General features: G+C 70.3%; 11 protein-coding genes. 3 read left to right on the top strand and 8 right to left on the bottom strand.

The genetic code is table 11. From position 1 onward, the window contains the following. Window positions 1–516: 516 nt before the first annotated feature. The 4 genes from EER30_RS36790 to EER30_RS36775 all read right to left on the bottom strand — a co-directional run bounded on the left by EER30_RS36790 (window position 517) and on the right by EER30_RS36775 (window position 3,528). On the bottom strand, window positions 517–1,176 hold the full coding sequence (locus EER30_RS36790; RefSeq protein ID WP_127505704.1) for a Bax inhibitor-1/YccA family protein: 660 nt from the start codon (window positions 1,174–1,176) through the stop codon (window positions 517–519). Window positions 1,177–1,395: 219 nt separating this feature from the next. After that, window positions 1,396–1,776: a YccF domain-containing protein gene (locus EER30_RS36785; RefSeq protein ID WP_127505702.1), complete on the bottom strand. Its 381-nt coding sequence runs from the start codon at window positions 1,774–1,776 to the stop codon at window positions 1,396–1,398. Window positions 1,777–1,783: 7 nt separating this feature from the next. After that, on the bottom strand, window positions 1,784–2,560 hold the full coding sequence (locus EER30_RS36780) for a mechanosensitive ion channel domain-containing protein (protein WP_127505700.1): 777 nt from the start codon (window positions 2,558–2,560) through the stop codon (window positions 1,784–1,786). A 431-nt stretch (window positions 2,561–2,991) separates the two neighbouring features. Next, window positions 2,992–3,528 (bottom strand): cysteine hydrolase family protein, encoded by a 537-nt coding sequence (locus EER30_RS36775; protein WP_127505698.1) that lies wholly within the window; start codon window positions 3,526–3,528, stop codon window positions 2,992–2,994. Window positions 3,529–3,619: 91 nt separating this feature from the next. Here EER30_RS36775 and EER30_RS36770 point away from each other — a divergent pair, with 91 nt between their 5' ends. Further along, the gene (locus tag EER30_RS36770; protein ID WP_240670531.1) at window positions 3,620–4,612 is read left to right on the top strand and encodes an aldo/keto reductase; all 993 of its coding nucleotides are present in this window, start codon (window positions 3,620–3,622) and stop codon (window positions 4,610–4,612) included. A 4-nt stretch (window positions 4,613–4,616) separates the two neighbouring features. On the opposite strand, the gene EER30_RS36765 is transcribed toward EER30_RS36770, so the two are convergent. Beyond that, window positions 4,617–6,677 (bottom strand): sensor histidine kinase, encoded by a 2,061-nt coding sequence (locus EER30_RS36765; RefSeq protein ID WP_127505696.1) that lies wholly within the window; start codon window positions 6,675–6,677, stop codon window positions 4,617–4,619. Window positions 6,678–6,763: 86 nt separating this feature from the next. Between EER30_RS36765 and EER30_RS36760 the strand changes: the two genes are divergently transcribed. Further along, on the top strand, window positions 6,764–7,726 hold the full coding sequence (locus tag EER30_RS36760; protein WP_127505694.1) for a LacI family DNA-binding transcriptional regulator: 963 nt from the start codon (window positions 6,764–6,766) through the stop codon (window positions 7,724–7,726). A 24-nt stretch (window positions 7,727–7,750) separates the two neighbouring features. On the opposite strand, the gene EER30_RS36755 is transcribed toward EER30_RS36760, so the two are convergent. Together EER30_RS36755 and EER30_RS36750 are read right to left on the bottom strand one after the other, a co-directional pair. After that, a complete protein-coding gene (locus EER30_RS36755) occupies window positions 7,751–8,290 on the bottom strand; it encodes a snapalysin family zinc-dependent metalloprotease (RefSeq protein ID WP_127505692.1) in 540 nt (179 codons plus the stop codon). Window positions 8,291–8,369: 79 nt separating this feature from the next. Next, window positions 8,370–9,020, bottom strand: a complete 651-nt coding sequence (locus tag EER30_RS36750; RefSeq protein WP_127505690.1) for a TetR/AcrR family transcriptional regulator — start codon at window positions 9,018–9,020, stop codon at window positions 8,370–8,372. Window positions 9,021–9,129: 109 nt separating this feature from the next. On the opposite strand from EER30_RS36750, the gene EER30_RS36745 reads away from it, so the two are divergent. Continuing rightward, window positions 9,130–11,418 (top strand): putative bifunctional diguanylate cyclase/phosphodiesterase, encoded by a 2,289-nt coding sequence (locus EER30_RS36745; protein ID WP_127505689.1) that lies wholly within the window; start codon window positions 9,130–9,132, stop codon window positions 11,416–11,418. Here the strand turns inward: EER30_RS36745 and EER30_RS36740 are convergent. Further along, complete coding sequence (locus EER30_RS36740) at window positions 11,396–12,796, bottom strand: Nramp family divalent metal transporter (protein WP_127505687.1); 1,401 nt, start codon at window positions 12,794–12,796, stop codon at window positions 11,396–11,398. The two genes, EER30_RS36745 and EER30_RS36740, sit on opposite strands and share 23 nt — an antisense overlap. Window positions 12,797–12,798: the final 2 nt, after the last annotated feature.

Here is a 12,798-nt window from a genome sequence, read left to right as displayed (position 1 = left end):
ACGGCGAGCTCGACCACGTCCCACCCGCCGAACACGAAGCCCTACACGCGATGACCCACCCGGTCACCGCAACCCTGGAAACCAGCTAACCAACTCTCCATCAAACCCGGGGCTTGACACAATCCACGGCGAGCACACCGCGCGGTGCCACCCGGTTGCGCTGACAAGCAGTCCAGCCGGACGACAGTTCCCAAGTTCAGGAATACAGGCCCCTCCCCGTCCATGATCGATCCGAGATCCTGGTTTCAGGCCCCTGAAATGCGGTCGAGGCCCCTACATCAAGGATCAGCACAACGATCAAGCCGGGGAGAGCCCTGTCTCCTGGTATCAGGCACGACGGCGAGCCAAACAGCCACCGCGACCGGCCGTCATGGGTGAGGCGTCTGGGCCTCAGGGGAACGGCTGCGCGAACCAGATGCCTGCACCGGGCCTCCACGGCAGCCCCCGAGCCCGGAGGCTCTCTACGAGGCGCAGATCGCCGCGGAGCAAAGCGGAGCCAGAGGCACAACAACGAAGTCAACGGTTGTCGCTGCGACCACTGAAGATGGTCAGGAAGAACAGGAACACGTTCAGGATGTCCAGGAAGATCGATGCGGCCAGCAGCGGCGCCGACTGGATGTCGGTATTGCGGCGCAACCGCTGGAAGTCGACCATCGTCAGCACCGCGAAGATGACCAGGCCGAGGATCGCGTAGATCAGCGCCCCGTTCGGGATGTTCACGAAGATCAGCACGATGCTGAAGGCGATCAGCGCGACCAGCGCCCAGAACGCGTACCGGGCCAGCTTCGACAGGTCACGCCGGGTGGCGTACCCGGCCGCCCCGAAGCCGGCGATGAACAGGGCGGTCGCCCCGCCGGACTGCCACAGCGCCTGCGGGTCCTGCGACGCGTAGAACGCCAGGGTGGGCGCGACCGCCAGCCCGATGAACAAGCCGAACGCCGCGAGCAGCCCGATGGTCAGTTCGCGGGACCGGCGGGCCGAGAACTGCATGCCGATCAGGGCCGCGAACGACGCGATGTAGGCGATGATGGCCGGGCCGCCGGTCAGGTTGCGGCCCAGGTAGGCGCCGAGGGCGAACAGTCCGGCCGTGCCGGCGACGTACGCCATCGTTTGCGCGAACAGGGTGTGGCTGCGGTCGCGGGTCACGACCGGCCCGTACGCGTAGGTGTTGTCCATGACGTCACTCTCGCCTTCCGACCCGTCGGGCCGAGCCAGGGAACTCCCCTGGTTCCTCCCCGGCCCGGGTTACGAGGGGCGTGGTACCCCACCACACCGGCGCGCAGCACACCCGGTGTTGAGCGTCACGTGGCGACCGCGTAGTCGACCAGCAGCCCGCCCGAGGACGTCGGCCTGACACGTCGCAGGTCGAGGCGGCGTAGGGCCGGCGCGCGGGAACTAATCGGTCAGGTCGACGATGTCGCGGCCGAGGGGCCAGAACGCGACCGGCACGAGCTTGAAGTTCGCGATGCCGAACGGGATGCCGATGATCGTCACGCACTGGGCGATGCCGGTGGCGATGTGGGTCAGGGCCAGCCACCAGCCGGCGACGACGACCCAGATGATGTTGCCGATGCCGGAGGCGACTCCCGCGTGGGGGTTGCTGACGACCGTGCGTCCGAACGGCCACAGCGAGTAGACCGCCAGGCGCATCGCGGCGATCCCGAACGGGATGGTCACGATCAGCGCGAAACAGATGAGAGCCGCGATCCCGTACCCGATGGCGAGCACGAAACCGCTGCCGAAGATGAACCAGAGAACGTTCAGGATGAGGCGCACAGATCAACTATGCCTGGTCGGCGCCACCGTTCTTGCGTCCTGTCTCGTCGGCCGTCTCGGCGAGCGCGGCGGCGGTGGCGGCGGCGGTGGCGATCGCGGCCGCGTCGTCGGCGGGCGGCGGCACCGGGTCGGACGGGTCGGCCGGCCCGTCGTCGGGCTCGCCGTCGGAGGGCCCGACGGCCGAGGCCAGCAGCGCCGAGTTCGGGATGTTCAGCGGCCCTTCGGCGGTCTCGAGCACGGTGTAGAGCAGCCCCGCCGAGACGATCGTGCCGTAGTGGGGGCCGCCGATCGCGCCGGAGAGCACCCGCACCTGCTGCCCCGGCAGGTAGGGCCGGGCGAACAGCAGCACCAGCCCGGCGAACAGGTTGCCCAGCACAGGTTGCGCGGCCAGCCCGAGGATGACCCCGGTGACGGCCCCGCCCACGAGCAGGTGCTGCAGCCCCACGCCGAGCAGGTCGCACACGGCGAAGATGGTGATCAGATAGCCGCCGAGTTGGGTGACCAGGCGAAGCGGGGTCGCGGCCACGGCGCCGGCTCGCGCCTGGGTGATGCGGTGGACCTCGCGCGAGGCCGTGCGCGTCGACAGGATGCCGGCCACCGCGACCAGCACCGCGCAGCCCCACGCGATCAGCCGCTCCTTGAGCGAGGCCGAGTCGATGTTGCCGATCTGGCTGCCGGCGATCAGCGCGGCCAGCGCGACGAGCCCGAACACGACCGTCCTGCGGAAGTCGGGCCGCACATGTTGCTCGATCAACTTCCACGAGTCGCCCGGCCTCTGACCCATTCCGAACATTCTCAGTTCCTTCCGCGCGACCGCGATCCTATCGGTGCGCCCATCCGCGACCGCACAGCCGTCCCGAAACGTCGGACAGTTCTCCGGAACTTTCGGAAATTCAACCGCCATCATTCCGTACGACCCCAGGGCAGCGCACGATTCCCCGAAGGGTTCCTCGACCCCGACCAGCAGAATCACCGTACGTGCGTTACCGCGATGTTTCCGGAAGTTGTTGACATGGCCCGCCGATCGCGGCAATACTTACGCCATCGATTCCAGTCGATCGGGGCCACCCCGAACGGCCCCGTGAAGCCGGCTCCGGCCCCACGGACCCCCGGCTGCGAATCCGCCGCGACGACGCCGGCGGGCGGTGGCCCATCCACCGAATCCGCCCCGCCGGCGTCGTCGCGCGCTCCGCCTCCGCGCGAGGGCTCACCGCCTCAGTTCGCGACGCCGGCGAACTCCGCCACCGTGATCACGTCGGCCTGGGCCGGGAAGACCTTGCCGGTCAGCACCCGGTGCACCTCGGGGTCGTTGTCGAGGCAGCCGTCGGCCAGCACGGTCAGGCGGAAGTCGCGGTCGGCCGCCTCGCGCAGGATGGACAGCACGACTCCGCTGGTCGCGATGCCGGTCAGGATCAGGTGGTCGATGCCGCCGGCCCGCAGCACGAGGTCGAGGTCGCTGCCGGCGAACGCGCTGACCCGACGCTTGGTCACCACGATGTCGCCGTCCCGGGGCGCGACGGCCGCGTGGATCGGGTTGGCGTGGTGCGGCGTCCCCCTCAACCGGCCGAACATGCGGTTGTTCACGCTGACCTCGGGCGCGCCCGGCCGGAAGCCGACCGTCACATAGATGACGGGGGTGCCCGCTTCCCGCGCCGCGGCGATCGCCTCGGCGAGCCGGGGCAGATATGCGGCATCGGGATAGCGGGCTACGACCGCCTCCTGAACGTCCATGACCAACAGCGCGCTCGTCATCGCGGGCCTCCGAGTTATGTCATCGCTTGTTTACTTGCTCACGCTATCGGACGGCCTCTCGGCGACGGGCGGCCGGTCGTAGCCTCAGGGCATGACTTTGCGGACACGCGTGCTGGGCAACGGGCTCGAGGTCTCGTCGATCGGCTACGGGGCGATGGGAATGAGCCAGGGGTACGGCCCCGGACCCGACCGGCAGGCCAACATCGAGCTGCTGCGGGCGGCGGTCGATCGGGGCGTCACGTTCTTCGACACCGCCGAGGTGTACGGCCCGTTCGTGAACGAGGAACTCGTCGGGGAGGCCCTGGCACCGCTGCGGGACCGGGTGGTGATCGCGACGAAGTTCGGGTTCGCGATCGACGAGGCCGGCCGGCAGAGCGGCGTCGACAGCCGGCCCGAGCACATCCGCGTCGTGGTCGAGGCATCGCTGCGACGGCTGCGCACCGACCGGATCGACCTGCTCTATCAGCACCGGGTCGACCCGAACGTGCCGATCGAGGACGTGGCCGGCGCCGTCGGCGAGCTGATCACGGCGGGCAAGGTGGGCCACTTCGGCCTGTCCGAGGCGGCCGCCGCGACCGTACGGCGGGCACACGCCGTGCAGCCGGTGACCGCCCTGCAGTACGAGTATTCGCTGTGGTTCCGTCGTCCCGAGGGCGAGATTCTGCCGCTGGCCGAGGAGCTGGGCATCGGTTTCGTCCCGTTCAGCCCGCTCGGCCGGGGCTTCCTCACCGGCGCGATCACGCGCGACACGGCCTTCGCCGACGACGACATGCGTGCCACGCTGCCCCGCTTCGAGGCCGAGGCGCGCCAGGCCAACGAGGCCGTGGTCGACCTGCTGCGCCGCAAGGCCGACGACAAGGGCGCCACCCCCGCGCAGATCGCGCTCGCCTGGCTGCACGCCCAGCAACCCTGGATCGTCCCCATCCCCGGCACCCGACGGCTTTCGCGGCTCGAGGAGAACATCGGGGCCGACCAGATCGAGCTCACCGCCGACGACCTTCGCGAGATCGACGAGGCGGCCGCGGCGATCGACATCAGGGGCGCCCGCTACACCGAGAACGCCGAGCGCCTGACGAACCGCTAGAACCTCAGGCCCGTACGGATTCAGCCTCGTCGGCGGTACGCAGCCGCGAGCCGGGCGAGGCCCGCGGCACGGTGACCGTGAAGACCGCGCCGTGCGGGTGGTTCTGCTCGTACGACACATCGAGTCCACCGGTCTGCGCGAGCTGATGCACCAGGTAGAGCCCGAGACCCGTACCCGCCGTGGTCGTGGCGACGCCCGAGCCGGCCCGCGCGAACCGGTCGAACAGGTGCGGCACGAAATCGGCGGGCACGCCCTCACCGTGGTCGGCGACGCGGATGACGACCTGCTCCTCCGCGTTCGCCACGGTCACCTCGATCGGCGGACGGCCGTACTTGGTCGCGTTGTTCAACAGGTTGCCCAGGATGAGCTGAAGCTGACCGGGGTCGGCCAGGCCGGTCGTCTCGTCGGGCGCGATGACCGAGACCGGGGTGGTCGCGCTGACGTGATGGGCGACGACCGCCTCGCGGACGGCGTGCGAGACGTCGGTGCGCACGGGCCGGGCCAGCATCGCGCCCGCGTCGAACTGGGCGAGCATCAGGATGTCGGTCACGAGGTCGTTCGCCCGGTGCCCGGCGACGGTCATTCGACGTACGTCATTGGTCTTGGCGTGCTCGGGAATGTTGGCCCACTCCTCGAGCAGCAGTTCCCCCAGCCCGACGATCTTGGCGAGGGGCTGGCGGACGTCGTGGCTCAACATCGCCATGACGTCGGCCAGGTGTGTGTTGGCTTCCTGCAGCTCCTGGGCCCGCCGGGCAAGCTCGGCCCGGTCGTGGTCGAGTTCGCGCTCCAGGGCGCGGCGCTCGGTCGTGTCGATGATCTGGGTGGCGAAGTACAGCGGCCGGCCGTCCTCGTCGCGCAGCACCGAGGCGGTGATCGACGCCTCGACGACCTCGCCGTCGGCCCGCAGGTAACGCTTGTCGAGGTCGAAGCCGTCGAGCCGCCCGGCCAGGCAGTCGCGCATCGGCCCGGTGCTCAGCCCCGCGTCGTCGGGATGGGTGAAGTCCTCCAGCGGGCGGCCCAGCAGGTCGTCCTCGGCCCGCCCGAAGATCTGAACCGCGGCCGGATTGACCCGCAGGCAACGCCCCCGGGAGTCGGCGAGCACCATGCCGATCCGCGAACCGTCGAACACCTTGCGGAACCGGCGCTCGCTGAGCAGCAGGTCACGGCGGCTGGCCCGGGCCCGGCCGGCCGCGGCCACGACGGCCAGACCGACGACGGCTGCCCCGGCCAGAGCCGCCCGGCCGGCGACCTCGTTGTTGCGCAGCGAGCCGTAGAGCACGTCCTCGCGCACGGTGGCCGACAGCCGCCACGGAGTGCCGTCGACCTTCACCGAGGCGTAGCGCCACCAATGGCCGGCGCTGCTGTAGCGACCTTCGGCGGCGTCGCGCAACGCTTCGGCCAGCGCGGCGTCCTGGGAGGCGAGAGTCGGCGTACGGGTCGAGAAGGCCTCGGTGCCCGCGACGATGTTGCCGGCCGAGTCGTCGAGCTGGACCCGCGCGCCGGTCAGCGAGAGCGCGCTGGTGAAGTACGAGGCGAGCGGGCTGGCCCGGATCGGGATCGCCCCCGAGAACACCCGCCGCCCCGACGACGTCTCGAACGGTACGGCGAACGCGACGACCGGGATCCCCTCGGCGTCCGCGACGACCACCCCTGACACGGCAGGCCGGCCCGCGAGCGCGGAGCGCAGATGTTCGTAGCGGACGGCGATGTCCTTGCCCAGTTCCTTCGGGTCGGCGGGGGCGGTCTGCAAGGCACGGCCCTGGTCGTCGAGCAGCACAGCGGCCGGGTATCCGAAGCTGGCGACGGCCCGGTCGAAGTCCCGCTTCTGCACCACGGGGTCGGACAGGGAGGCGCGGGCCTGCACGCGTTCCCGCTCGAGCACGTCGGCGGCGACGCCGGTCATGAAGTCGCCGAGCACGCGCACGCCGTTGTCGAAGCGCATGGCCACCGCGTCGCGGCTGTTGTCCTGCTGCCACAGCAGCACACCGGTGCCCACGACGACCAGCAACAGCCAGACCATCAGGGGCACGGCTACCGGACGCCACCACTGACTGAGGCCGCGCATACCCCAACATCGGCAGCTTCCGGAAACTCCTGAGCCGCACCGAGTAGTCGCTGGGCCTGAACGGGACAAACGGCTACGTTCGCTTCATGGCGCGCATCGCTGACGTCGCGCGGGCCGCGGGCGTCTCCGCGAGCACCGTCTCCTACGTGCTGTCCGGCCGCCGCCCCATCTCCCCCGAGACCCGCGATCGCGTGCTGCAAGCCGTACGGGATCTGGGTTATCGCCCCGACGCCGCGGCCGGGGCCCTCGCCGGGGGCCGCACCCGCACGATCGGCCTGGTCGCCCCGCGCTGTGACGACCTGACCGCCGCGATCATCCAGCGCATGGTCGGCACGATCCTCGAGGTGGCCCGGCGCCGCGACCACGACGTCCTGCTCATCGATCCGCGCGAGGGCGCCGAGGGCCTGCGACGTGTCATCGGCTCGCGTCTCGTCGACGGCGTGATCCTCATGGACACCGACGAGACCGATCCCCGCGCCGGCCTGCTCGAACTCTCCGGCATCCCGGCTGTCGTGCTGGGCTCGCCGAGCGACACCGGCCTGCCCTGCGTCGATCTCGACTTCGCCGGCGCCGCCCGCCTGGCCGTCCGGCATCTGAGAGCGAGGAACGCCGACGGTGTCGCTCTCATGTCGCCGCCCGAGCTGATCGGCCCGCCCGGCAAGGGCTACGCCCGCCACACCGCTCACGGCTTCCAGTCCGAGGCGGGCCCGACCCATACCGTACGGGTGTGCGAGCCGACCTGGGCCGGCGTGGACGACTGGCTCGCCGCCGTCACCCGCGAGCTCGGCACCCTGACCGGCATCGTCGTGCAGCACGAGGCGGCCCTGCCCCCGCTGCTCGGCCTGCTGCGCCGCGAGCACCGTGACGACGTGACCGTGGTCCCCATCTGTCCGTCCGAGATCGCCCACCTGCTCGAGTCCCCCGTCGACCACGTCGAGATTCCCGTGACGGCCATGGCCCGTACGGCCGCCGAGACGCTCCTCGACCAGCTCGAGCACCCCGGCCCGGCCGAGTCACGGCTCTTCGAACCCCGTCTGGTCCTCGCCTGAGGTTCGAAGAGCCGTGCGCCGCGCTCAGGAGAGGGCGGGCTGCCAGACGTACGTCTGCGGGGCCGTCGCCACCGAGGTGCGGAAGTTGGCCTCGACCTGGGCCAGCTCGCGCGCGTTCGGGTACGAGTTGGTGCACGAGATCGGCGCGCTGCTGCCCGACATCAGATCCGCGCACAATCCCGTACGCCGGTCGGGCAGTCCGAGAATGTGGCCGAGCTCGTGGGCGGCGATCCGCGGCGGGTGGTAGCCCTGGTTGACCGCCTGGCGACCCATCCAGACGCGGCCGTTGCCCAGTGAGGTGGTCTGCGCCCGGGGCCAGCCGTTGTCGGCGTAGACGCGGATGTTGGGGGTGCGCCCGGCGGGGACCGGTTCGAGGCGCACGTTGGTGGCGCGGCTGTTCCAGATCTGCGCGCCCTGGTTGACCACGGCCACGAATTCCTGCGCCTGGCTCGCGTCGTAGTAGAGGACGCGGGGTGCGGCGCTGGCCGGTGCGGCGCCGGCGACCTGAACGCCGGCGATCGCGACGGCGGCCACGAATGCGGCCGCCAACCGTCGAAGAAGCATCGATGCCTCCTGAGGGGGTGTCGGGGCTTCCGACACTAGCCATCAAGAGACGTTCATCAATGCATTGGAGGCATACCGATTACGTCCTACCGTGCGTCACGTGGGCCACGACCAGGTCACCGATCATCTGTCGCAGGTGCGTACGCAGGCCCGGGTCGAGCAGGTCGCGGTCGAAGATGGCGCGGAACGTGTAGCGGTTGGCGCCGCGGAAGATGCAGAACGCACTGATGATCATGTGTACGTCGAGGGCGTCGAGGTCGTCGCGGAAAAGCCCGGCGGCCACGCCCCGGGTCATGATGCTTCGCAGCACGTCGAGGGCGGGCGCGGCCAGCCCGTCGCGGACCTCGGACTTCAGCAGATGCTGGGCGTAGTGGATGTTCTCGATCGCGACGAGACGTACGAAATCCTGGTGTTGCTCGTGGTGGTCGAAGGTCAGCTCGGCCAGCTTGCGCAGCGCCTCGACCGGCTCGAGATGGTCGACGTCGAGCTTCTGCTCGAGCGCGCGGATGTGCCGGTAGGCCTCTTCGAGCACGGCCAGGTAGAGCCCTTCCTTGCCGCCGAAGTAGTAATAGATCATCCGTTTGGTGGTACGGGTCTTCGCCGCGATCTCGTCGACCCGGGCGCCGGCGTAGCCCTGGTCGGCGAACTCGTGCGTCGCGATCTCGATGATCTCGGCCCGGGTGCGCTCAGCGTCCCGCACCCGCTCGCCGTTCGTCGCCTCGGACCCCATCCGCAACCTCCGCACTCGCGTACACGAGAACTGTAGTCAGGCGCCCGCTCTCAACTCGGCGGCGCACCGGCCGATATGCACCCTCGACGTTTTCGATCGAGGGGGCCGCATGCCGCGTTGGTTCTGGGCGCACGCCGTCGAGCTGGCGGGTGCGGTGCTGGTCGCGGCGAACCTCGTCTGGGTGCTCGTCGGCCTGGAGCACGAGTGGTCCTACCCGGTCATCGGCTGGCTGACGCTGCCCGTCGGGGGAGCCCTGGCCACGTACGCCTGCTGGAAAGCCGCCCGAGACCCGCGCACCCGCCGCTTCTGGCGCCACTTCACGCTGGCCGGAGTGTTCTTCACAGCCGGCACCGTCGGCAACACGATCGACGCCGTCGGCGGCCCTCAACCCTCGCAACTGATCAGTCCCGTCACCGTCGGCTTCTATCTGGCCGTGCTCGCGCTGGTGCTGTGGGCGCTGCTGCGCCTCCCGTCGTGGCAGCGCAGCCGGGCCGACTGGACGCGGTTCGGCCTCGACGCCTTGATGGTGCTGATCACCGTCGGGGCGATCGTCTGGCACCTGACGCTGCGCGACCACCAGCGCTGGGTGACGCAGACCGGCTCGGCCGCCTCGATGCTCGCCATCATGCTGGTGGCCTGCCTGGGCACGGCGACGTTCGTCAAGGTCGGTTTCGCCGGGGCCGGCGGCCTCGACCGGCGGGCGATCCACATCCTGGCCGGCGGTTGCGCGCTCAGCTCGGCGCTCGGCGGCCTCTCCCCCTTCCTGAGCCCCCTGCCCTACCTGTCGTCGAGCCTGCTGGCCGTGCCGGTCGCCGCGCTCACCATCAACCTCGCCGCGCACCGCCACGCCCGCAGCGGCCCCCGTGTTCCGGCGGCGCGCCGACCCACCAGAAAGATCACCATCCTTCCGTACGTCGCTGTGGCCGTCACCGACGTGCTGCTGCTCTCGACCGGCACCGGCGACCCGGTCGAGACCACCGCCATGCAGATCGTCGCCGTGGCACTGACCGCCCTCGTCGTCGTACGGCAGATCCTGGCCCTGCGCGACAACCAGCGCCTGCTCGGCACCGTCGACGCCCACCTCGACGAGCTGCACCGCTACCAGGACAAGCTCACCCACCAGGCGACCCACGACAGCCTGACCGGCCTGGTCAACCGCGCGATGCTGGAACGCCATGTGGAGGGCCTGCTCGCCGACGGCGCCCGGTTCCACGTCGCCCTGCTCGACCTGGACGACTTCAAGGTCGTCAACGACCGCCTCGGCCACCATGTCGGCGACCAGCTCATCAACGTCACCGCGCGGCGCCTCGCCGAGATCGCCGGAGAGCGGACGCTGGTCGCCCGGCTCGGCGGCGACGAGTTCACCCTGGTCCTCCCCGGCTCGGAGGACGTCGAGATCCTGCTGGCCCGAGTCATCGAGACCGTCGGCGCGCCGGCCGACCTGGACGGGCAGGTCGTGCTCACCGCGGCCAGCGTCGGCGTCACGACCAGCCGCCCGGGCGACGTGCCGGCCGAGCTGCTGCGCCGCGCCGACGTGGCGATGTACGCCGCGAAGAGCGCGGGCGGCGGCGTACGGCACTGGTTCGACCCGGCCATGGACGAGGCCGCCGACGACGCCGCCCGCCTCGCCGCCGAGCTGCGCCGCGCCCTGCCCGAGGGCCAGCTCTTCCCCCTCTACCAGCCGATCATCGCGCTGCCCGGCGGCGAGCCGATCGGGGCCGAGGTGCTGCTGCGCTGGCAGCACCCCGACCGCGGCCTGCTCGGCCCGGACACGTTCATCCCGCTCGCCGAGGCCAACGGCTTCATCGTCGAGCTCGGCCGCTGGGTGCTCGAACAGGCCGTCCGGCAGGCCGTCGAGTGGCGCGACCGCCTCGGCGACCGGGCCCCGAAGCGGATCAGCGTGAACGTCTCGGCCCGCCAGCTCGAGGATCCCCGCTTCGTCGACCAGGTCGCCGCCCTGCTCGCCGAGAGCGGGCTGGCCCCCGAGATCCTCATGCTCGAGGTGACCGAGACCGCTGTGCTCGCCGCCGACCTGGCCGTCGAGCAGTTGCACCGGCTGAAGGCGCTCGGCCTGCGCATCGCGCTCGACGACTTCGGGACCGGGCACTCCTCGCTGAGCCTGCTCATGGACTGCCCGGTCGACGTGCTCAAGGTGGACAAGTCGTTCGTCAGCGGGGCGACCGCCGGGCGGGCGGGCGCGATCATCGTGAACAACCTGATCGGCTTCACCGACGACTTCGGCATCGACGCCGTGGCCGAGGGCGTCGAGACGGCGGCCCAGGCGGCCCGGCTGCACGAGGCGGGCTACCGGTTCGCCCAGGGCTACCTCTTCGGGCGGCCGATGAGCGCGGCCGCCCTCGAGGATCTGCTCACGGTCACAGCTTCTGCAGCTGCGTGACCACCATCGCGACAGCGAAGAAGCCGTAGAACCCGATGGCGATGAGCATTCCGCCCAGCCGCCAGCCACCCAACCGTACGGCGGCCGGCAGGTCTTTGGTGTTGAGGCGCACGAGCAGAATCGAGTAGAGCAGCGTCACGACCGACGCCGCGCAGGTCGACACGATCAGCAGGCCCAGCGGCTGGGTGAAGCCGGCCAGCAGGATGATCGAGCCCAGCACGATCTCGGCCCACACGACGGTCAGGTAGATGCGCGGCTCGGTCCAGCGAGTCGAGTCCATCGTGTAGTTGCGCCGCAGGAAGTCCGACGCGACCCGCCCGATGATGTCGAGCAGCCCCATCGCCGCCGCCCACAGCGACACCACGGCGACCGCCAGGAACAACACCTTCAGCCAGCCGCCGACCTCGTCGCCCAGGATGCCGGCCTCGATGCGCAGGAACGACGTGTCGCTCTTGAGGTCGTCGCGCCCGAACAGCGTCTGGTAGGCCAGCAGGCACATGATCGTGATGGTCACGAAGCAGACCGCCACGAAGGTCGCCAGGTGCTCGGTGTTGGCCCGCTTCCACCACACCCTCCAGCGCGCCATGTTGGCCTCGTCGGTCGCGAAGGCGTACCGGTCGGTGCCCGCCGCCTCCTCCCGCCCGGTGATCGGGGAGACCAGCCGCGGCACGTGCGCGCCCATGCCGTAGCGCTTGTCCCTGATCCAGTTGCTGAGAACCAGATTGTGTACGCCACCCGCGCCGGCGGCACCGATGGCGCTCAGCAGCAGCGTGAACGTGATGCCGTCGGGGATCTGCCCGAACTCGGTGACCGTGGCCTTCGCACCCTCGCCCCACGTGCTCAGCGAAATGACGAAGATGACCGCGACGAGCAGGAAGAAGATGGTCAGCCCGACCTTGACCACCTCGACGCGCTCGACGGTCGTGTAGACCACTTTGGACACCGAGAGCAGGATGCCGATGACCACCAGCGTGCCCACGGTGATCCAGACCGGGTCGCCGCCGCCGACCAGGTAGGTCAGCACGGTCGAACCGCTGGTCGCCCAGCCCGGCCACACGTACTGGAAGGCCCCGGCCAGGCAGATCAGAATGCCCCAGCCTTTCCACCAGCGCGAGAAGCCGGCCACCACGGTCTGGCCGGTGGCCAGGGTGTAGCGCTCGATCTCCATGTTGATGACGAACTGGACGGCGAGGGTGCAGAAGGCCAGCCACAACAGGCCGAGGCCGCCGATCGCGGTCAGGTAGGGCCACAGAATGATCTCGCCGGCGGCCATGCCGATGCCGACGGCGACGACGCCGGGGCCGACCATGCGGCGCAGCGACAGGGGTTCGGGGAGGTCACGGGTCTCGGCTGGAGCTTGGGTCGGGGTGGGTCGCATGG

Origin of the sequence: Actinoplanes solisilvae, assembly GCF_003999975.1 — a bacterium.
Lineage (GTDB): Bacteria > Actinomycetota > Actinomycetes > Mycobacteriales > Micromonosporaceae > Actinoplanes > Actinoplanes solisilvae.
The sequence above is the reverse complement of the archived record's forward strand: the minus strand, read 5'-3'. Positions and strand labels throughout refer to the sequence as shown.

Bases quoted from the DNA above. Each gene is read 5' to 3' on its own strand.
- EER30_RS36755 (WP_127505692.1), bottom strand. From the start codon at position 8,290: ATGCTTCTTCGACGGTTGGCGGCCGCATTCGTGGCCGCCGTCGCGATC.
- EER30_RS36760 (WP_127505694.1), top strand. From the start codon at position 6,764: ATGGCGCGCATCGCTGACGTCGCGCGGGCCGCGGGCGTCTCCGCGAGC.
- EER30_RS36765 (WP_127505696.1), bottom strand. From the start codon at position 6,677: ATGCGCGGCCTCAGTCAGTGGTGGCGTCCGGTAGCCGTGCCCCTGATG.
- EER30_RS36745 (WP_127505689.1), top strand. From the start codon at position 9,130: ATGCCGCGTTGGTTCTGGGCGCACGCCGTCGAGCTGGCGGGTGCGGTG.
- EER30_RS36775 (WP_127505698.1), bottom strand. From the start codon at position 3,528: ATGACGAGCGCGCTGTTGGTCATGGACGTTCAGGAGGCGGTCGTAGCC.
- EER30_RS36740 (WP_127505687.1), bottom strand. From the start codon at position 12,796: ATGCGACCCACCCCGACCCAAGCTCCAGCCGAGACCCGTGACCTCCCC.
- EER30_RS36780 (WP_127505700.1), bottom strand. From the start codon at position 2,560: ATGGGTCAGAGGCCGGGCGACTCGTGGAAGTTGATCGAGCAACATGTG.
- EER30_RS36770 (WP_240670531.1), top strand. From the start codon at position 3,620: ATGACTTTGCGGACACGCGTGCTGGGCAACGGGCTCGAGGTCTCGTCG.
- EER30_RS36790 (WP_127505704.1), bottom strand. From the start codon at position 1,176: ATGGACAACACCTACGCGTACGGGCCGGTCGTGACCCGCGACCGCAGC.
- EER30_RS36750 (WP_127505690.1), bottom strand. From the start codon at position 9,020: ATGGGGTCCGAGGCGACGAACGGCGAGCGGGTGCGGGACGCTGAGCGC.